The sequence below is a fragment of the Paraburkholderia sp. BL27I4N3 genome, from assembly GCF_003386115.1.
Taxonomy (GTDB): domain Bacteria; phylum Pseudomonadota; class Gammaproteobacteria; order Burkholderiales; family Burkholderiaceae; genus Paraburkholderia.
In genome coordinates this window covers 4699117-4716871 of sequence record NZ_QREJ01000001.1, presented here as the reverse complement: position 1 = coordinate 4716871, position 17755 = coordinate 4699117, and the positions used below count along the sequence as shown (strand labels likewise).

Annotated in this window: 20 protein-coding genes; 10 read left to right on the top strand and 10 right to left on the bottom strand. The window is 61.8% G+C overall.

Annotated features, from left to right (window positions below; all coding sequences use genetic code 11):
• Positions 1-72 precede the first annotated feature (72 nt).
• On the top strand, positions 73-606 hold the full coding sequence (locus B0G71_RS21460) for a hypothetical protein (RefSeq protein WP_181916804.1): 534 nt from the start codon (positions 73-75) through the stop codon (positions 604-606).
• Entirely contained in the window at positions 603-809 is a 207-nt protein-coding gene (locus B0G71_RS21455) for a hypothetical protein (RefSeq protein WP_116143956.1), read from the top strand. The genes B0G71_RS21460 and B0G71_RS21455 overlap by 4 nt, the downstream gene beginning before the upstream one ends.
• Positions 810-922: 113 nt before the next feature.
• Here the strand turns inward: B0G71_RS21455 and B0G71_RS21450 are convergent, their stop codons facing one another.
• Together B0G71_RS21450 and B0G71_RS21445 are read right to left on the bottom strand one after the other, a co-directional pair.
• Positions 923-1474, bottom strand: coding sequence for a hypothetical protein (locus B0G71_RS21450; protein WP_147308693.1), 552 nt, complete (start codon positions 1472-1474; stop codon positions 923-925).
• Positions 1475-1537: 63 nt separating this feature from the next.
• Positions 1538-2191, bottom strand: a complete 654-nt coding sequence (locus B0G71_RS21445) for a hypothetical protein (protein WP_116143952.1) — start codon at positions 2189-2191, stop codon at positions 1538-1540.
• A gap of 188 nt (positions 2192-2379) precedes the next feature.
• Here B0G71_RS21445 and B0G71_RS21440 point away from each other — a divergent pair, with 188 nt between their 5' ends.
• Positions 2380-2721: a hypothetical protein gene (locus B0G71_RS21440; protein ID WP_116143950.1), complete on the top strand. Its 342-nt coding sequence runs from the start codon at positions 2380-2382 to the stop codon at positions 2719-2721.
• A gap of 59 nt (positions 2722-2780) precedes the next feature.
• Here B0G71_RS21440 and B0G71_RS21435 read toward each other — a convergent pair whose 3' ends face one another.
• Together B0G71_RS21435 and B0G71_RS21430 are read right to left on the bottom strand one after the other, a co-directional pair.
• On the bottom strand, positions 2781-3275 hold the full coding sequence (locus B0G71_RS21435; protein WP_116143948.1) for a hypothetical protein: 495 nt from the start codon (positions 3273-3275) through the stop codon (positions 2781-2783).
• Positions 3266-3781: an ImmA/IrrE family metallo-endopeptidase gene (locus B0G71_RS21430; protein ID WP_116143946.1), complete on the bottom strand. Its 516-nt coding sequence runs from the start codon at positions 3779-3781 to the stop codon at positions 3266-3268. Before B0G71_RS21430 ends, B0G71_RS21435 begins: the two co-directional genes overlap by 10 nt.
• Positions 3782-4303: 522 nt before the next feature.
• Here B0G71_RS21430 and B0G71_RS21425 point away from each other — a divergent pair.
• The 5 genes from B0G71_RS21425 to B0G71_RS21405 all read left to right on the top strand — a co-directional run bounded on the left by B0G71_RS21425 (position 4304) and on the right by B0G71_RS21405 (position 8379).
• Positions 4304-4906 (top strand): aminodeoxychorismate/anthranilate synthase component II, encoded by a 603-nt coding sequence (locus tag B0G71_RS21425; protein WP_116143944.1) that lies wholly within the window; start codon positions 4304-4306, stop codon positions 4904-4906.
• 17 nt (positions 4907-4923) lie between these two features.
• Positions 4924-5955 (top strand): anthranilate phosphoribosyltransferase, encoded by a 1032-nt coding sequence (gene trpD / locus B0G71_RS21420; RefSeq protein ID WP_106284259.1) that lies wholly within the window; start codon positions 4924-4926, stop codon positions 5953-5955.
• A gap of 30 nt (positions 5956-5985) precedes the next feature.
• Complete coding sequence (gene trpC, locus B0G71_RS21415; protein WP_116143942.1) at positions 5986-6771, top strand: indole-3-glycerol phosphate synthase TrpC; 786 nt, start codon at positions 5986-5988, stop codon at positions 6769-6771.
• A gap of 46 nt (positions 6772-6817) precedes the next feature.
• On the top strand, positions 6818-7444 hold the full coding sequence (locus B0G71_RS21410) for a CYTH domain-containing protein (protein WP_116143940.1): 627 nt from the start codon (positions 6818-6820) through the stop codon (positions 7442-7444).
• 89 nt (positions 7445-7533) lie between these two features.
• The gene (locus B0G71_RS21405) at positions 7534-8379 is read left to right on the top strand and encodes a uracil-DNA glycosylase (protein WP_116143938.1); all 846 of its coding nucleotides are present in this window, start codon (positions 7534-7536) and stop codon (positions 8377-8379) included.
• Between the two features lie 127 nt (positions 8380-8506).
• Here the strand turns inward: B0G71_RS21405 and B0G71_RS21400 are convergent, their stop codons facing one another.
• The 5 genes from B0G71_RS21400 to B0G71_RS21380 form a co-directional block, all read right to left on the bottom strand.
• A complete protein-coding gene (locus B0G71_RS21400; RefSeq protein WP_106284235.1) occupies positions 8507-9103 on the bottom strand; it encodes an FMN-dependent NADH-azoreductase in 597 nt (198 codons plus the stop codon).
• Between the two features lie 154 nt (positions 9104-9257).
• Positions 9258-11048 (bottom strand): M61 family metallopeptidase, encoded by a 1791-nt coding sequence (locus B0G71_RS21395; RefSeq protein ID WP_116143936.1) that lies wholly within the window; start codon positions 11046-11048, stop codon positions 9258-9260.
• Between the two features lie 94 nt (positions 11049-11142).
• Positions 11143-11868 (bottom strand): DsbC family protein, encoded by a 726-nt coding sequence (locus B0G71_RS21390; protein WP_116148756.1) that lies wholly within the window; start codon positions 11866-11868, stop codon positions 11143-11145.
• Positions 11869-12000: 132 nt separating this feature from the next.
• The gene (locus B0G71_RS21385) at positions 12001-13173 is read right to left on the bottom strand and encodes a UbiH/UbiF family hydroxylase (RefSeq protein WP_116143934.1); all 1173 of its coding nucleotides are present in this window, start codon (positions 13171-13173) and stop codon (positions 12001-12003) included.
• Positions 13174-13263: 90 nt separating this feature from the next.
• Positions 13264-13629 carry a hypothetical protein gene (locus B0G71_RS21380; protein ID WP_116143932.1) on the bottom strand — a complete coding sequence of 122 codons (366 nt, stop codon included), beginning with the start codon at positions 13627-13629 and terminating at the stop codon, positions 13264-13266.
• 316 nt (positions 13630-13945) lie between these two features.
• Here B0G71_RS21380 and ychF point away from each other — a divergent pair, with 316 nt between their 5' ends.
• Positions 13946-15040: a redox-regulated ATPase YchF gene (gene ychF / locus B0G71_RS21375; RefSeq protein ID WP_116143930.1), complete on the top strand. Its 1095-nt coding sequence runs from the start codon at positions 13946-13948 to the stop codon at positions 15038-15040.
• A gap of 95 nt (positions 15041-15135) precedes the next feature.
• Here ychF and B0G71_RS21370 read toward each other — a convergent pair whose 3' ends face one another.
• Positions 15136-16113 carry a glycerophosphodiester phosphodiesterase family protein gene (locus tag B0G71_RS21370; protein ID WP_116143928.1) on the bottom strand — a complete coding sequence of 326 codons (978 nt, stop codon included), beginning with the start codon at positions 16111-16113 and terminating at the stop codon, positions 15136-15138.
• Positions 16114-16417: 304 nt separating this feature from the next.
• On the opposite strand from B0G71_RS21370, the gene ugpB reads away from it, so the two are divergent.
• Positions 16418-17743, top strand: a complete 1326-nt coding sequence (ugpB, locus tag B0G71_RS21365; protein WP_116143926.1) for a sn-glycerol-3-phosphate ABC transporter substrate-binding protein UgpB — start codon at positions 16418-16420, stop codon at positions 17741-17743.
• Positions 17744-17755 lie beyond the last annotated feature (12 nt).

Below are 17755 nucleotides of genomic sequence, written 5' to 3'. Positions count from 1 at the left end.
TGGCGGTGCAAAGAGATTTATTTTGTAACAAGGCTGCGACGGACAAGATGCATCGGGCATCAAGTGTGGCGCTTGAGCATTTCGGACGATGTTCTGTCTTACCTTTCGGCTAAAATCGACGCTCCACGCACTTGTATTGGGGCTGTCATGGCGGTTATCTGCGGTGATTTTGGAAAAGCGTTTCAACAGAATATGAGCGCGCTGGGTTTGCCCGCCCCCTCAAGCCTGTTCGGCTCTATTCAGGCTGCGGCATCGAATGTCGCCACGATGCTCGGCGCGCTCAAGACCCTGGGGCCGGGCGCAACGGTCGCGGAAATCATCGGCGCAACCACCGCGCTAGAGGCGCTATCGGTCGTCGGCGCGTTGTCGGCATCGTTTTATGTGGGCGCGTGTGTCGGCTCGCTGATTGTCGCCGCGAATGCCGCCATGCAATGCACTAGCGGCGCAACTGCTGCGGCCACCGCACGAATGGCAGCGAGTCGGCTTGGATTGGTGATCCCGGATATGATGCTGGCGTTTATTCAGCGCCACCCCGAAGTCATGATGGATACGCCGTCACGCCGCAACTACGCGTTTCTGGCGTCCCGCCAAAGGGCGGCAGCATGAAGCGGATTCTGGATAAGGCGGCGCTGCTGCTATCGGCTATCGCGTGCGCGGGTGCCGCATGGGGGCTGATCCACTATAGCGGCCAGTGGTTTTATCTGCTGCTGTTCGTGCTGGCGTTTGGTGGGCTATTCGCGGACAACCAGCGCTTGCGGACGCGCCTGAAGGAACTGGGCGAAGACCCCAGCCGCCGCGCACGGCCTTAGAGACGCAGACAAAAAAGCTCGCCAGTACATCAGCGGGCTTCGGGCGGTCAGTTACACGAACGTCCTGCATGCGCGCCTCCTCGGCGAGAATTGATCGCGACGGCGGTCCAGCGCTACTTGCCCATCGCCGCCTTTTCGGCTTCACACGGCTTACATGGCCCCGCCCAATCCCAGCTATCGCCCTTCGGGACGATCTTCGGAAAACCATTGGCGGCTCGCGTCGTTACGCATGTCGGCCAGCGTTTGTCGAAAGTCCGTACGATCATCCGATCCGGGGGCAAAAACTTATCAATCCATTGCGGCCCGCCATCCTTCTCGATCATATCCACGGCCATGATCTGAATTCCCGCCATAGGTATGTCGGTGAAATTGCTAGGGCATGCCGTAGTCACAGCCTGCAATTCAGGTGTCACCGCATATTGCGGGTTGCCGCTGAAAATGTAGCCAGCGTCAAACAGCGCTCTCTTTGTTTGCGGCTCGCACTGCGCCCATGCCGTGGCCTCTGTCGCGCTCGATGCCGGGGCTTTGGAATTGATGGAGGACCAACAGCTATCGAACCACTGTTGGCCGGTCTGGTAAAACCAGCCGCTGTGTGCGGCGTATGCAACGCCCGCCGCGATTACAAGAATTCCCAAGGCGGTAGAACCACTCTCACTATTGCTCATCCTGCCCCCGCTCGCGTGTTGTCGTTTCTGATAGTCGTAACGTTCGTGCGATAGATTGCGCAACTAGCGCATCGGATGACTAGCTAACCACTTTTCCGCCTCGCTCAAGAATTTTGGGACTACCTCGGACAGTTCCCTGTCGTGAGCCTTCAGCCGCTGGCGATGGTTGCTAAGTTCCTTTCTTCTTTCATCGACGATCATGAACTCCTTTCCGTTGTGGTGATAGAAAGGTTCCAGCGGCAGCAAATCCCTGAGCATCACCGTGTTGAGTTCGAATCCGCTGATCATCGCGAAGGCGACTGCATGGACCTTTACTGCCAGATCACGCAACTCTCTATCATCGACCTTGCCGATAGCCGCAGGAGCAGCACGATAGATCATCAGTTGATCGACATGCAATGGCGCATGCTCTTCAAAATGATGTTTGAACATGTCAGTAAGGTGCGGCTGAACGTCCCTACAATAGACAGTCCAGAATACGTTCACTTCAGCCCGCATCGCCTGCACGAAGGCCACGGTCGTTGCTTCGTCATCGGCTTTCTTATCTTGATACTGCCTTGCGTAGATCCATACCGCCGCGCCGATGGCGAGTAACGAGCCCACGCCCTGCACCCAAGCCGCGATGTCGGCGGCGCTAGTCATCGGTTTTGCGTTGAACGCGGCGATCAGGATGATTATGATCAGCGCCGCTAATGGTATTCGCCAACCACCCTTCATATTGGCCCCTCTTATGTTGTTAGTTGAGGGATTATCAAGGCTCTACGGTACGACTCGCAAAAGCCGTTCAGCATTTTCCCCGACCGCATGATAAATCGTTCGGAGTTTCTGTCGAATCTCCCTAGAGTCGGCTTCAGGCAACGCAGCAACGCCGCCACCCTGAACCAAATCTCAACGGAGTGAATATCATGGCCCGCGCTACTTCCGCAGCACCCACCCCCGCCCTCGTTACCGTGACGCACCCGGTTGTAACGCTGCGCGACCAACGCGAAGGTGCATTCGAGTTTCCGACCGCCCCGCAAACCTTACGCGCACAAACAGCCTCCGCTCGGATTAGCCGCGACAGATTTGATGCCGATGACGCACTGATCAGCTTCATCAAGGCCAACGGCTGGGCCGACCTCAAAACGCAGAAGATTCTGGATTCCATCCGTGCCAAGGGTCACGCATGCGGGATGAGCCGCTTGAACAAACTCCTTGGTCGCGACAGCAAGGGTAACGCCTTGCCCGCCGAAGCCGACAAAGCATGACCCCCGCAGCTTGCGATAGGGGCCGTCCTCAGGGGCGGCTTTTTTTATGGCGGCAGCGATTATTCGCCTTTCTTTCCCGCGTACGATTTCCAGAGATCAAGCGCCTGAGTACCGAGCGCCTGCAACAGCGTGACGAACGAAGGCTCGTCGTCTTTCTTATCCCCTGGTGACCGGAACGCGAGCTTGAGCAATGCCAGCGTAAGGAGCGCCGCCAGCGTTGCGAGCACGATCACAGGGGCAACAAAGAACGATACGCGGTAGGTCGTGGTTACGTTTGCGTCTGTAACATGGGTTCCAATAACATAGACCCACCCGAACAGCGCGGCAAAAGTAACCAGAATGAGTATCCCAGCCCCGAAGAACCCCACCGTCTGGAAGGTGCGCAGCCGCTGACGGTCTTTGATGTCCTCAGCCAGGATTTTGGATACGTCGGGCGTGCTGCCTGCGGAAAGATCGTCTTTGCCGCCGTTGACCGTATCGCGGAAGGTGTCTCCCTGGGGAAGAAGAGTCGAGACTTCAATCTTCCCATCTTGCGGTTCTGGGCTTACAGCCATCCGAGATTTTTTAGACGATATTTCATAGCAACACCTGACGTGTTGAACATGTGAGACAGCCGCTCGAAGTCAGTAATGTCATGCATACGGATCATCCCATTGACCACAGCGGCGGGCATCAATAGTTCGGCAGCAAACTTGTTCGCGTCTGCTTCTAACGGGTCGTAATTGGTAAGTGAAAACGCCTCAGCGCCATCCCTTGGACGCGCCCCATGCGCAAGCGCAAAGTGGCCAAGTTCATGCGCAATAGTGAAACGCTGACGCACCAACGGATCGCGCCCGTTGTACTCAATCGTCGGCACATCTTCATGCACATAGAACCAACCGGCGTACCGCCCCATGTCGGGGTTGGTAAACACCCGAACTCCCGCAGCCTTTGCAATAGCGACGGGATCGACTGGCAGTTCCTGGTTCCAGTACTGCTCAAGAAACGATTGTGCGATGCGAGCAGGGTCAGCAGAGCCCAACGCCTGCCGATTGCCCGATGCAAATGAGGCTATAGACATGGCTCACTCCGTGAATTTATGGTCGCGGCTCGGGAAACTGGCCGAGTATACCAACAAGCGTGAGTATTCTCGGTGTCAATATGTGCGATATCGTGCGAAAAAGCGAGAAATCAAGGCGGTATTGTTGCGATATCGCACCCATTACGGCCCAGAACTACGCGCTCACCTCTGTGTATATGTACAGTATAGCGATGTCAAGCCGTATCCACCCTCCCCTCACGGCATGGGCCGCTTGAGTGCAACGGATTGCCCCGCGCATGCGGCTCCAATGCCGTCACGCTTGCTGGCACGGAACGGCTTGGCGCTGGTAATATAGACGCATCATGCGATTTCCTAGCAAATACCCCTCCTCCCTGCTCCTCCACGGTTGGCGTTAGCCATCCGAATCCCCCTTTGACACGTCCGTGTCGCGCCCCCGCGTGGGCCTTTGCCAGCGTTTGCGGGTAAAAATTCAGGTAAAAACCGCTAAGCATTACCCGCAAAGGCCGCGAACCCTTATTTAGCAAGGCTTGGAGGTTTATTATGCTATTGATGATCGACAACTACGACTCGTTCACCTACAACCTGGTGCAGTACTTCGGCGAACTCGGCGAAGACGTGCGCACCTATCGGAACGACGAAATCACGCTGGACGAAATCGCCAGGCTCAACCCGGAGCGCATCTGCCTGTCGCCCGGGCCGAGCAATCCGCAACACGCCGGCATCACGCTCGACGTGCTGCGCGAATTCAGCGGCAAGACGCCGATTCTCGGCGTGTGTCTCGGCCATCAGGCGATCGGCGAGGCATTCGGCGGGCGCGTGGTGCGCGCGCAAACCATCATGCACGGCAAAGTCAGCACGATCGAAACCGACTGCAAGGGCGTGTTCGCCGACCTGCCGAAGCATTTCGTCGTGACCCGCTATCACTCGCTCGCGATCGAACGCGAATCGCTGCCCGACTGCCTTGAAGTGTCCGCATGGACCGAAGACGGCGAGATCATGGGCGTGCGTCACAAGGAACTGGCGGTCGAAGGCGTGCAGTTCCACCCTGAATCGATCCTGTCCGAACACGGCCACGCGCTGCTCGAAAACTTCGTCAAGCAATCGAAGCTCGCCGGTGCGCCAACGTCCAATCGCAACGCTTGATGAAAAGAGACGACATCATGACGATTACGCCCCAGGAAGCGCTGCAACGGACCATCGAGCACCGCGAGATTTTCCACGACGAAATGCTGCACTTGATGCGGCTCATCATGCGCGGCGAACTCTCGCCCGTCATGGCGGCCGCGATCATCACCGGCTTGCGCGTCAAAAAAGAGACCATCGGCGAAATCACCGCCGCCGCCACGGTGATGCGTGAATTTGCCCGGCACGTCGAGGTGCAGGACAACTCGAACTTCGTCGATATCGTCGGCACCGGCGGCGACGGTTCGCATACCTTCAACATTTCCACGGCAACCATGTTCGTGTCGGCCGCGGCCGGCGCCAAGGTCGCGAAGCACGGCGGCCGCGGCGTGTCGAGCAAGTCGGGCAGCGCGGACGTCCTCGAAGCGCTCGGCGTGAATATCGATCTGCAGCCGGAACAGGTGGCGGCGTCGATTGCGGAAACCGGCATGGGCTTCATGTTCGCGCCGAACCATCATCCGGCCATGAAGAACATTGCGCCGGTGCGCCGCGAACTCGGCGTGCGGACCATCTTCAACATTCTCGGGCCGCTGACCAATCCGGCCGGCGCACCCAATCAGTTGATGGGCGTGTTCCACGGCGATCTGGTCGGCATTCAGGTGCGCGTGATGCAGCGTCTCGGCGCGAAGCACGTGCTGGTGGTGTACGGTATGGACGGCATGGACGAGGTCTCGCTTGGCGCGGCGACGCAAGTCGGCGAGTTGCGCGACGGCCAGATTTACGAGTACGAGATCCATCCGGAAGACTTCGGCATGCAGATGGTGTCGAATCGCACGCTCAAAGTGGCCGACGCCACCGAATCGAAAGCAATGCTGCTCGACGCGCTCGACAACAAGCCGGGCGTGGCTCGAGAAATCGTCACACTGAACGCGGGCACGGCCCTGTATTCGGCGAACGTGGCTTCGTCGATTGCGGACGGCATTCAGTTGGCGCGCGAAGCGATCGCGAGCGGCAAGGCGCGAGCCAAGGTCGACGAGCTGGTTCGCTTCACCCAGCAATTCAAGCAGTGATCAAGTAGCAATCAACGTAGCGAGACACTTATGAGCGACATCCTCGACCGTATCATCGCGGTCAAACGCGAAGAAGTCCGCGCGGCCGAACAGAGCGCGCCGCTCGAAGAGCTGCGCCTCGAAGCGTCGTCGCGCGACATTCGCGACTTCGTCGGCGCATTGCGCGCGAAACACACGGCAGGCCTTGCCGCCGTGATCTCCGAAGTCAAGAAAGCGAGCCCGTCGAAAGGCGTGTTGCGCGAACACTTCGTGCCGGCCGATATCGCGCGCTCTTACGAAAAGCACGGCGCGGCCTGCCTGTCCGTACTGACCGACGTGCAGTTCTTTCAAGGCAGCGTCGCGTATTTGGAGCAAGCGCGCGCGGCCTGCAATTTGCCGGTGCTGCGCAAGGACTTCATCGTCGATCCTTACCAGATCGTCGAAGCGCGCGCGATGGGCGCCGACGCGATCCTGCTGATCGCCGCCGCGCTCGAAACGTCGCAGATGCAGGACCTGGAAGCGCTCGCGCATTCGCTCGGGCTCGCCGTGCTGGTCGAAGTGCACGATCAAGACGAACTGATGGAATCGCTCACGCTGAAAACGCCGCTGATCGGCATCAACAACCGCAATCTGCGCACCTTCGAGACCTCGATCGAAACGACAATCGGCATGCTCGAATCGATTCCGGACGACCGCATCGTCGTCACGGAGTCGGGCATTCTGTCGCGCGCCGATGTGGAGCGCCTGCGCGCAATGGACGTGCATACGTTCCTCGTCGGCGAGGCGTTCATGCGCGCGGACGAGCCGGGCGTGGAGCTTGCCCGGATGTTTTTCTGAGCGCGCTGTCGGCATACGGCACGCGGCGTACGTAGCGGAGCAGATCATGGGCATGGAACGCGAAATCAAACTGGCGCTGCCGCCCGCCCAGGTGCAAGCGGCGACGCAGTGGTTCGCCACCCGCACGGGCGCGGCGGGTCGTCCGGTCAAGCTGGTGAATATTTACTTCGACACGCCGCAACTGACGCTCGCGAATTCGAAAAGCGCCTTGCGTTTGCGGCAGACGCCGGACGGGTGGCTGCAAACCTTCAAGACGGTGGGCAACGCCAAAGATGGTTTGCACAACCGGCACGAATGGGAAATGCCGGTGGCGGGCGAAAAGCTGGAGATCGACGCGCTGCTGCGCGAGTGCGACGAGCCGTCCGCTGCGGATGCTTTGCGTCAGGCAGCGCCTGAGCTGACCGAACTGTTCCGCACGAATTTCACCCGGACGCTGTGGCGTGTCGAAGTGGACGGCTCGGACATCGAAGCGGCCATCGATCAGGGCGACGTGTTCGCCAAAGTCGACGCAGAAACGCGCCGCGCGCCGATCTCGGAAGTCGAACTCGAACTGAAGTCCGGTGACGAAGCGGCGCTTCACACGCTTGCAGCGGAGCTCGGCAAACAGATAGCCGGCCTCGCGCCGGACAATATCAGCAAGGCGCAGCGCGGTTATAAGTTGCGGGCCGGCTGAGGCGCGGCACGTAAAGCTACCGGGCGAACGCGACAAGCCGCGCCGCCCCACCTTGAGCAACGCCGCGTTTGCTGCGACACTTCCCCGCCATGACCTCTGCTTCCCGAACCCGCTCCAATCCGTCGCAGGCCTCGCTGTTCGGCGACGCCGCCTCCGCACCCGCCAAGGCTGCCAAGACGAGCACCCAGCCGCAGCAATCCGGCGCAAGCGCGCCCCCGCCGACGCTCGAAGCGCAATTCGACGCCCTGCCGCCCGCATGGCGCGCGCATCTCAAACCGTTCATCGAATGCGACGCCTATGCGCCGCTCTGCCGTTTCGTCGATGGTGAACGCGCCGCCGGCAAAACCGTCTATCCCGCCGACGTGTTCCGCGCGTTGCGCCTGACCAGTCCGGAAGACGTCAAAGTCGTCATCCTCGGCCAGGACCCGTATCACGGCGAAGACCGCGGCACGCCGCAAGCGCACGGACTCGCGTTCTCCGTGGCGCCGAACGTGCGCACGCCGCCGTCGTTGCGCAATATTTTCAAGGAAATCGCCGCGAGCCTCGGCCACGAGACGCCGCGTCACGGCTGTCTCGACACATGGGCGAAGCAAGGGGTGCTGCTGCTGAACACCGTGCTGACCGTCGAGCGTGACTCCGCCGCCAGCCACGCGAAACGCGGCTGGGAAAAATGCACCGACACGTTGATCCATGAACTGGCCATGCGTCATGACGGCCTCGTGTTCATGTTGTGGGGTGCGCATGCGCAAGCCAAGCGCGCGCTGCTCGGCGGCAAGTCACATTACGTGCTGGAAGCGCCGCATCCGTCGCCGCTCTCGGCGCATCGCGGTTTTCTCGGCTGCGGGCATTTTGCGAAGGCCAACGACTATCTCGCGCAGCACGGTCGTGAACCGATCGATTGGCGTTTGCCCGACGAAGCGCAAATGCTGGCGTAAACCGCCGGCAATAGGCAGCGAGCGTGACACCGCCGCTGAGCCTCAAAGCAAAAACGCCACGGACCCAAAGATCCGTGGCGTTTTTTTCTCCCAGTCTGTTCACCGCATCGAAGCGGCGCAGCCAACCTTACGCAGCAGCAATCGCTTCACGCGCCGAAGCCAACGCAGCACCCGCAGCGTCCGGGCCCATGTTCAGGCCTTCGGCGTAGATGAAGTTCACGTCGGTCATGCCGAGGAAGCCGAGGAAGCTCTTCAGGTACGGCGTCTGGCTGTCGTTCGGCGTGCCCAGATACTTGCCGCCGCGTGCCGACACGACGTAGACCTTCTTGCCCTTCACGAGACCTTCCGGACCATTCGCCGTGTACGCAAACGTGATGCCGGCACGGGCGATGAAGTCGAAGTACGTCTTGAGTTGCGACGAGATGCCGAAGTTGTACATCGGCGCGCCGATCACAACGATGTCAGCGGCTTGCAGTTCGGCGATCAGCGCGTCGCTGCGCGCAGCGATCGCGGCTTGCTCAGCCGTGCGTTGCTCGGCCGGCGTGAAGAACGCGCCGAGGACGGCGTCGTCCAGGTGGGGCAGCGGCTCAGCTTGCAGATTGCGGACGACGACTTGCGCGCCCGGATTCGATTGTTGCAGCTTGGCGGTCAGTTCGTTGACGAGCAGCGTCGAGTTTGCGCCTTGCGAACGGGCTGCCGAATTGATTTGCAGGATCGTGGTCATGGTTGACTCCAGTTGGGGCGCGCAGTGTTGCGCGAATGGAGCCATTGTGTTTTTTTGCCGCATCCGGAACAAGCCATCCGGCGGCGACGGATTGTTGCACTGGTAGAACAATCCGCCCGTCCGGGCCGTCCATTGGAGACGGCCCGGACGACGATCAGCTAGCCAGCCAGCGCTCACGCGCCTTGCGCGCGGCGGGCCGCTTGTCGCTGGCGGTGAGCTTGTAGCGTGCCACCTCGGGCCCGTCCAGCTTGACCTGCGTGGTGCGCAGCTCGTCGCGGCGGAACGCGTGAACTTCGACTTTCGCGCCAGGCTGATAGCGCGCGAGCAGCCCGTCAAGATTCGAGCCGGTTACGCGCAGGCCGTCGAGCGCGATCAGCACGTCGCCCGCCGAGAGTCCTGCTTTTTGCGCGGCGCTGTCGTCATGAACCGCCGCCAGCGTGCAATCGGCGCCACCGCGCACGCGCGCGCCGAGCGTCGGCTTGCCGTTTTTGTCCAATTCGGGCGCGATGTCGACGCCGAACGGCGCGAGCAGCGTGTCGAGGGGCAGATCGCGCGTGCCGTGCACGGCTTCGGCGAACAACTCGGCCAGTTTCGCGCCGGTTGCTTCGGCGAAAAGCGCCTCGATCTCGCCTTCGTCGACGCCAACCGGCTTGCCGCGATAAAAATCACGGCCGAAGCGCTGCCACAGCAAACGCATCACGTCGTCGAGCGATTTGCGGTTGTTGGTCTGCGCGCGGATCGTCAGATCGAACGCGAGCGCGACGAGCGAGCCCTTGGTGTAATAGCTGACGATCGCGTTCGGCGCGTTCTCGTCCTGCCGGTAGTACTTGACCCACGCGTCGAATGAGCTTTCCGCGACGGTCTGCTTGAGACGCCCGCTGCCGCGCTGCACGCCGCCGATCACCTTGCCGAGCATGCCGAAATAGTCGTCCTGCGAGATGAGGCCGCTGCGCACGAGGATCAAGTCGTCGTAGTAAGAGGTGAAGCCCTCGAACAGCCACAGCAGCGACGTGTAGTTTTCGACGCTGAGATCGTACGGTGCGAACACAGCCGGCTTGATGCGCTTCACGTTCCAGGTGTGGAAATACTCGTGGCTGCACAAGCCTAGATAGGTTCGATAGCCTTCAGTGAGCGCCTCACGGCCTTCCACCGGCAGATCGCCGCGATTGCAGATCAGCGCGGTCGAAGCGCGGTGTTCAAGGCCGCCGTAACCATCGGTGACGGCCTGGGTCATGAACACGTAGCGATCCACCGGCGCTTTCTTCGACTTCGGCTCGAACAACGCGATCTGCGCTTCGCAAATGCGCTTCAGGTCGGCGGACAGACGCGCCATGTCGAGCCCGATCACGCGCCCGGCGATCACGATGTCGTGCGGCACGCCATGCGCCTTGAACGTCGCCAGTGCGAATTCACCGAGCGTGACCGGATGATCGATCAGTTCGTCGTAGTTCTGCGCGCGATACTCGCCGAAGCCATACCGCTTCGTGCCGCGCACTTCCGGCAGCGCGGTCGCGACACGCCAGTTGCGGTACGCCGCGCCCTCGGGCTTCTGAATATCGACCACGCACTGCGCCTCTTCGTGGCCGAGCGGCGAGAGAAACACGCTCGTGCCGTTGAAAAAGCCCGTCGTATCGTCGAGATGCGCGGCGCGCACCGACAGATCCCACGCATAGACCTCGTAGCGCAGCGTCAGCGCGCCTTTGACCGGCGCGGCTTGCCACGTGTGCTTGTCGGTCTTTTCGACGCGCACTTTGCGGCCCGCCTCGTTGACCGCGCGGAGCGTCACGATATTGCGGGCGAACTCGCGCACCATGTAGCTGCCCGGAATCCATACCGGCAGCATGAAACGCTGCCCAGCCGGATCAGGATCGGCGACGGTCACGGTGACTTCGAACAGGTGGGCGGCAGGCTGCTTGGGAACGATGGTGTAGCGGATCGGCTTCATCGGCGGCAATTAGGAGAGGTCAGGCGGGGATGTTCGGGCTCGATGTGAAAGGAGGCGCACGACGCGCCTCCTTTGCTTGATGTTTTACGCGTGCTCAGTGCACCGCGGACATTTCTTTATCCAGCCGGTCTGCCGGCACGGCGCCCGGCAGACGGCGGCCGTCGGCGAGAAACACCGTGGGCGTGCCGTCGACGTTCATGGCGTGGCCGAGCGCCAGGTTCTTGTCGATCGCGGCGGTGTCGCAGGTGCCGGCGGCGGTGGGCGCCTGGTGATCCTGCATCCACGACTCCCAGGCTTTCGCGCGATCCGTCGAGCACCAGATCGACTTCGACTTCGCCGTCGAATCCGGCGACAGCACCGGGTACAGGAAAGTGTAGACCGTCACGTTGTCGATCGACTTGAGCGACGTTTCGAGCTGCTTGCAGTACGGACAATTCGGATCGGAGAACACGGCGATCTTGCGCGCGCCGTTGCCCTTCACGACCTTCACCGCGTTGCCGAACGGCAGGCTCGCGAAGTCGATGCGGTTGGTTTCGGCCAGACGTGCTTCGGTCAGATTCTTGCGGGTCTTGGCGTCCACCATGTCGCCGAGCAGCAGGTATTCGCCGTTCGCGTCGCTATAGACGATCTGCGTGCCGAGGTTCACTTCGTACAGACCGGCAATCGGCGACTTCGTCACGCTCTTGATCGACACGTCGGCGAGACGCGTTTGCAGCGTGGCTTTGAGCTTGTCCGTGGTCTGGTCGGCCTGAGCGGAGCAGCCGATGGTGACGGCAGCAATGGCGAGCACGGCGGCTGCCATGCGGAAAGTTTTTTTCATGCTGAATTCCTGGTTCAATCGCGCGCAATGCGCGGGCAGTGCTCGTTTCCTGACGCTCCCGGTCTGACCGGAACGGCGTCCACCCGTTCATGATACCTGTCTCGCCGGCCGCGGCATGCCCCGCCGGATGCTTCAACCCAGCGCGGCCGATACCAGCCAGCGTTTGATGAACGGCTGCGCGCCGACAAACGCCATGCCGGTGTTACGCAACACCTTGGCAAATGGACCGGGGACGGAGAAGAGTTTTTGCAGGCCGTCGGTGGCGATCATTAGCGCGCGGATGTCCTCGCGGCGCGAGCGTTCGTAGCGGCGCAGCAGCACCATGTCGCCGAGATCGCGGAACGACTCCTTACCGGCGACGGTGTCGGCGAGCGCAGCGACGTCGCGCAAGCCGAGGTTCATGCCCTGCCCGGCCAGCGGATGAATCAGATGCGCGGCATCGCCGACCAGCGCGACGCGCGGCGCCACCAGCCGGTCGACCGTTTGCAGCGCGAGCGGGAAGCCTTGCGCCGGCGTCACGCAATCGAGCGCGCCGAACTGGCCGCCGGTCACGCGCTCCACCTCAGCGGCGAGTTGCGCCGGAGCGAGCGCGACCAGCTGCTGGGCGTGCTCCGTGCGCGCCGACCAAACCAGCGAGACGTGACCGTCCGGCATGGGCAGCAGCGCGATGATCTCGCCGTCCTTGAACCATTGGTACGCAGTTTCGCTGTGCGGTTTTTCCGCCTTGAAATTGGCGACCACGCCGGTTTGCTTGTAGTCGCGCCGGTCCATTTTCGAGCCGATTTGCGCGCGCACCCACGAATGTGCGCCGTCCGCGCCGACCACCAGATTGGCGTCGAGCACATTGCCGTTGGCGAGGCCGACGCTGGCGCTGTCCGCCGTGAAGTCGAGCGCCTGCGCGCGCGCGTCGATCCAGGTGAGGCTCGGCTGGAAGCGCAGCGCCGCATCCAGCGCACGTTCGATCACCGACGATTCGACGATCCACGCCAGCTGCGGCACCGAAGCCTGGAACGCGGAGAAATGCAGTTCGGCGTGCGCGTCGCCGTAAACGCGCATGTCATACACCGGCCCAAGCCGCGTCAGATCGAGCGCCTGCCACACCCGCAACCGCTCCAGCAAAGCCTGGGAACTCGACGACAGCGCGTAGACCCGCGAGTCGAAGGCCGCGCCGGCGGGCAGCGCCGCGCACGGTTGCGCGAGCAGTGCCACGCGCAGTCCGCCTTGCGTCAGCGCCAGCGCCGCGGTCTTGCCGACGAGCCCGCCGCCGATCACGGCGGCATCAAAGGTCTGGTGGTGTGCGTTCATCCGCGCATTATAGCCGTGGGGGTTGCGGGGGACGGATCGATGCAGGCGGCTTTCGCGCGCGCCTTTGCGCCGGAACAACCGCGCCGCTGCTCACTGGTGACCGGCCGCCGCCAATGCCGCGTTGGCTTCGCGCAGCCGCGTGAATGCGCGGTCGGAAGACAGCAGCCGCCACGCGCTCGCCTCGAGGTCGCCCTTGCGCTCCCGCTGATCGCCGCGCACGGCGCAGTCCGGGAAGATGCGGTCGTACACGCGCCAGAGCGAATCGAAGTCGTTGGTATCGGCGAACTGCGCGATCTGTTTTTTATCGTCAAGCGTTAAGTGGCTTGAGAGACAGTTGACCGTTTGCCGGTCGGAGTTCGCCTGAGCGTCGTCGAAGTTCGGCGACACCCATGACGCAATCGCGCTGCCCACCGCGACGACAGCCACACCCGTGAAGACCCACCGTATTGTTCTCATTTTTTCCTCGGATTCGGGCTCTAGCGGCCCTGAACTGGCGATTCTACAGTGTGCCCGAGAAAACCTTACCTGAACCTTGCAATCGCGGACCGAGCGGCGAGCACCGCTTTCCCGCAGCCGCGTCGGTGAGCCGATCCGAACGGGTTACAATTGCGCTTTCCGTGAAAACTCGCACCCGGTCGTCGAGCAACGCCCCGATCCGGTGTCTTGTCCCGCTCCGCTGCACTGGTCCGCCACGCCACCCGCGAAGGCTTCTCGAATCCTGCACACAGCGTCGAGCGCATCACGCAACTTACTGATTCACTGAAGGATTTCCATGAGCCTCAAATGCGGCATCGTCGGCCTGCCTAACGTCGGCAAGTCCACCCTGTTCAATGCGCTGACCAAGGCGGGCATCGCCGCCGAAAACTATCCGTTCTGCACGATCGAGCCGAACGTCGGCATCGTCGAGGTGCCGGACGCGCGGCTGAAGGCGCTCGCTGAAATCGTCAAGCCGGAGCGCATCCTGCCGGCCGTGGTGGAATTCGTCGACATCGCCGGTCTCGTGGCAGGCGCAAGCAAGGGCGAAGGTCTGGGCAACCAGTTTCTCGCCAACATCCGCGAAACCGATGCGATTACGCACGTGGTGCGCTGCTTCGAAGACGAGAACGTGATTCACGTCGCGAACAAGATCGATCCGCTGTCGGATATCGAAGTGATCAACACCGAACTGGCGCTGGCCGATCTCGCGACCGTCGAAAAGGCGCTGGCGCGCTATTCGAAGGCGGCCAAGTCGGGTAACGACAAGGAAGCCATCAAGAACGCGGCCGTGCTGGAGAAGGTGCGCGCGCAGCTCGACCAGGCCAAGCCGGTCCGGGCGCTCGACCTGTCGGACGAAGAAAAAGCAACGCTCAAGCCGTTCTGCCTGATCACCGCCAAGCCGACCATGTACGTGGCCAACGTGAAGGAAGACGGCTTCGAGAACAATCCGCATCTGGACGCAGTCGCGAAGCACGCGGCGGCGGAAAATGCGCCGGTCGTGGCCGTGTGCGCCGCGATCGAAGCGGAAATCGCCGACCTCGACGAAGCCGACATGGAAGTGTTCCTCGCCGACATGGGCATGGAGGAGCCGGGCCTGAACCGCGTGATCCGCGCCGCCTTCAAGTTGCTGGGTCTGCAAACGTATTTCACGGCCGGCGTGAAGGAGGTGCGTGCGTGGACGATCCATATCGGCGATACCGCGCCGCAGGCTGCGGGCGCGATTCACACGGACTTCGAGCGCGGCTTCATTCGCGCGCAGACGATCGCGTACAACGACTACATCACCTATAAGGGTGAGCAAGGCGCGAAGGAAGCGGGCAAGATGCGCGCGGAAGGCAAAGAATACGTCGTGCATGATGGCGACGTGATGAACTTCCTGTTCAACGTCTGAACTCCGGCTTCGGCGTGCGGCGACGGGTGCAAATCTGAACGCCGCCAACCGCAGCAAGTGACTTCAAGAGAGCCCGTTCATCGAAGCGGGCTTTTTTATCGCTCACTGCTTGCCTTGGAACGTGCACAACGCAACGGCAACGCAATGCTGTCCCTGATGGCCGCCATTTTCTCTGGTGAATCCGCGAGCACCGCATCGATGTCGAGGCACGCCGCCATACGGTAATCGTCCGCGTCGTTCACCGCAATCGCGACGATTCGCACGTCCGGCTTCTGCCGGAAACAAGCGACCGTTGCAGGCGTCCACAGCGTAGCCTGCACGTCCGAGCGCCCCTCCCCTAGCGTGAACTTCTCCACCACCGTCAGCGCGCGATGCAGCTCGAACGCGGTCATGGCGTGTTCGGCCGGCGCGTCCACGCAGCCCTGCTTCAGCAAGACCCGCACAAGCCGCCCACGCGTCGCATCGCGCGATTCGAACAGCTTCGCTTGTGGATACGCGGCAAAGCTGCGTTGATAATCCGCTTCGGTCGAATAGATCGACACACGTTGCCACGCGTGTTCTTCATCGAGCACACGCACGACGGCTTGCGTCTGCGGCCCGGCGGGCAGCGCTTTCATATCGAGGATGACCGGCATGGTCGCAGGCACGGCATGCAGCGCCTCGCGCAACGTCGGAATTCCCACAGGATGATCGCGGTACGGATAGGCCTCGCTGCGCCGAAAGCTCCAACCGGCATTGACGCGACCGAGTTCGGCCGCGGTGTAGGCGGCCACTGGACCTTTCGCGTCGGTCAATGCCGCCAGGTCCGCCGGCCGATACAAAACCGGCACGCCGTCCTTGCTCAACTGCACGGTGAGCCACATGGCGTCGGCGTGATGCTCGACCGACAGGCGGATCGCTTCGAGCGTGTTCTCTGGCGCGTCGCCCGTGCCGCCGCGATGCGCGATGATCGCCGGCAAGGAGTTCACCTGCTTGACGGCATCGTTGTTCGTGACCGGCGTGAACGCACACCCCGCCAAAGCGAGGGCCATCATCCAGCCACCTGTCGCCGACCGCACTGAGGAACCCAGCATCTGCAATCCTGATTATCGGACACCGTGATGTGACGCACACGAATCGCCACGCGCGACTCAAACCCTCGTCCATCATGCCCTCTCGCAAACGGCCGCGTCCAGCCGGCACCTCCGGCTTTGCCTTCGCGCAAACTTCGCCTTCAGACGCCGACTGTTTCAGTTTTATGACACCGATGTTAAATTGCGGCATCCGGCGCCCGTCAAAAATGGTGCACCGTGCCCGGCAACCGTCGCCGGACTGTCATCGAACACAAATAGAATCGCGCGATTCGCATTCGCGCCCGTTCCGACTGGAGACAAATCGATGAGTTTGAAGCCGCTAATCCGTTCGCTTTCCCTTGCCGCCGTATTGAGCGCCGGCCTTAGCCAGGCGGCCCATGCCGCGACTGAAATTCAGTTCTGGCACGGCATGGAAGCCGCATTGGGCGAACGGCTGAACGACATCGCCAACGCGTTCAACGCATCGCAAAGCGACTACAAGATCGTGCCGGTCTTCAAGGGCACCTACGATCAGACGCTCGCCGCCGGCATCGCCGCGTATCGCAGCGGCAATGCGCCGGCCATTCTGCAGGTCTACGAAGTCGGCACCTCCACCATGATGCAGGCGAAGAAGGCGGTGATCCCCGTCTCGGAAGTGTTCAAGCAAGCCGGCGTGCCGCTCGATGAAAAGGCCTTCGTGCCGACCATCGCCAGCTATTACAGCGACGCCAAAACCGGCGAGCTGATCTCGATGCCGTTCAATAGCTCGACGCCGGTGCTGTACTACAACAAGGACGCCTTCAAGAAAGCCGGCCTCGACCCGAACCAGCCGCCGAAAACCTGGGCCGAACTGCAGGCCGACGCGCAGAAGCTGAAGGCGTCGGGCATGGCGTGCGGTTATTCGTCGGGCTGGCAGAGCTGGATTCAACTCGAAAACTACAGCGCGTGGCACGGCGCGCCGTTCGCGTCGAAGAACAATGGCTTCGACGGCCCGGACGCGCAACTGGAATTCAACAAGCCGCTGCAGGTCGCGCACATCCAGTTCCTGCAGAACATGCAGAAGGACGGCACGTTCACCTACGTCGGCCGCAAGGACGAACCGGTATCGAAGTTCTATAGCGGCGACTGCGGGATCATCACCAACTCGTCGGGGTCGCTCGCCACGATCAAGAAGTACGCGAAGTTCAACTTCGGCACCGGCATGATGCCGTACGACGCCAGCGTGAAGGGCGCGCCGCAGAACGCGATCATCGGCGGAGCGAGCCTGTGGGTCCTGTCGGGCAAGGATCCTGCCGTGTATAAGGGCGTGGCGAAATTTCTCTCGTATCTGTCGTCGGCGCCGGTTGCGGCCAAGTGGCATCAGGACACCGGCTATCTGCCGGTCACCACGGCGGCGTATCAACTGACGCAGCAGCAAGGCTTCTACGAGAAGAATCCGGGCAGCGACACCGCCATCAAGCAGATGCTCAACAAGCCGCCTCTGCCGTACACCAAGGGCTTGCGTCTGGGCAACATGCCGCAGATCCGCACGGTCATCGACGAAGAACTCGAGCAGGTCTGGGCACAGAAGAAAACGCCGCAACAGGCGCTCGACGCGGCTGTGTCGCGCGGCGACGAACTGCTGCGCCGCTTCGAAAAAGCCGGCAACTAAGCGGTCGGCGGC

Excerpts from the sequence above, each read along its gene's own strand:
- B0G71_RS21455 (WP_116143956.1), top strand. The coding sequence starts at position 603 with ATGAAGCGGATTCTGGATAAGGCGGCGCTGCTGCTATCGGCTATCGCG.
- B0G71_RS21450 (WP_147308693.1), bottom strand. The coding sequence starts at position 1,474 with ATGAGCAATAGTGAGAGTGGTTCTACCGCCTTGGGAATTCTTGTAATC.
- B0G71_RS21445 (WP_116143952.1), bottom strand. The coding sequence starts at position 2,191 with ATGAAGGGTGGTTGGCGAATACCATTAGCGGCGCTGATCATAATCATC.
- B0G71_RS21440 (WP_116143950.1), top strand. The coding sequence starts at position 2,380 with ATGGCCCGCGCTACTTCCGCAGCACCCACCCCCGCCCTCGTTACCGTG.
- B0G71_RS21435 (WP_116143948.1), bottom strand. The coding sequence starts at position 3,275 with ATGGCTGTAAGCCCAGAACCGCAAGATGGGAAGATTGAAGTCTCGACT.
- B0G71_RS21430 (WP_116143946.1), bottom strand. The coding sequence starts at position 3,781 with ATGTCTATAGCCTCATTTGCATCGGGCAATCGGCAGGCGTTGGGCTCT.
- B0G71_RS21425 (WP_116143944.1), top strand. The coding sequence starts at position 4,304 with ATGCTATTGATGATCGACAACTACGACTCGTTCACCTACAACCTGGTG.
- trpD (WP_106284259.1), top strand. The coding sequence starts at position 4,924 with ATGACGATTACGCCCCAGGAAGCGCTGCAACGGACCATCGAGCACCGC.
- trpC (WP_116143942.1), top strand. The coding sequence starts at position 5,986 with ATGAGCGACATCCTCGACCGTATCATCGCGGTCAAACGCGAAGAAGTC.
- B0G71_RS21410 (WP_116143940.1), top strand. The coding sequence starts at position 6,818 with ATGGGCATGGAACGCGAAATCAAACTGGCGCTGCCGCCCGCCCAGGTG.
- B0G71_RS21405 (WP_116143938.1), top strand. The coding sequence starts at position 7,534 with ATGACCTCTGCTTCCCGAACCCGCTCCAATCCGTCGCAGGCCTCGCTG.
- B0G71_RS21400 (WP_106284235.1), bottom strand. The coding sequence starts at position 9,103 with ATGACCACGATCCTGCAAATCAATTCGGCAGCCCGTTCGCAAGGCGCA.
- B0G71_RS21395 (WP_116143936.1), bottom strand. The coding sequence starts at position 11,048 with ATGAAGCCGATCCGCTACACCATCGTTCCCAAGCAGCCTGCCGCCCAC.
- B0G71_RS21390 (WP_116148756.1), bottom strand. The coding sequence starts at position 11,868 with ATGAAAAAAACTTTCCGCATGGCAGCCGCCGTGCTCGCCATTGCTGCC.
- B0G71_RS21385 (WP_116143934.1), bottom strand. The coding sequence starts at position 13,173 with ATGAACGCACACCACCAGACCTTTGATGCCGCCGTGATCGGCGGCGGG.
- B0G71_RS21380 (WP_116143932.1), bottom strand. The coding sequence starts at position 13,629 with ATGAGAACAATACGGTGGGTCTTCACGGGTGTGGCTGTCGTCGCGGTG.
- ychF (WP_116143930.1), top strand. The coding sequence starts at position 13,946 with ATGAGCCTCAAATGCGGCATCGTCGGCCTGCCTAACGTCGGCAAGTCC.
- B0G71_RS21370 (WP_116143928.1), bottom strand. The coding sequence starts at position 16,113 with ATGCTGGGTTCCTCAGTGCGGTCGGCGACAGGTGGCTGGATGATGGCC.
- ugpB (WP_116143926.1), top strand. The coding sequence starts at position 16,418 with ATGAGTTTGAAGCCGCTAATCCGTTCGCTTTCCCTTGCCGCCGTATTG.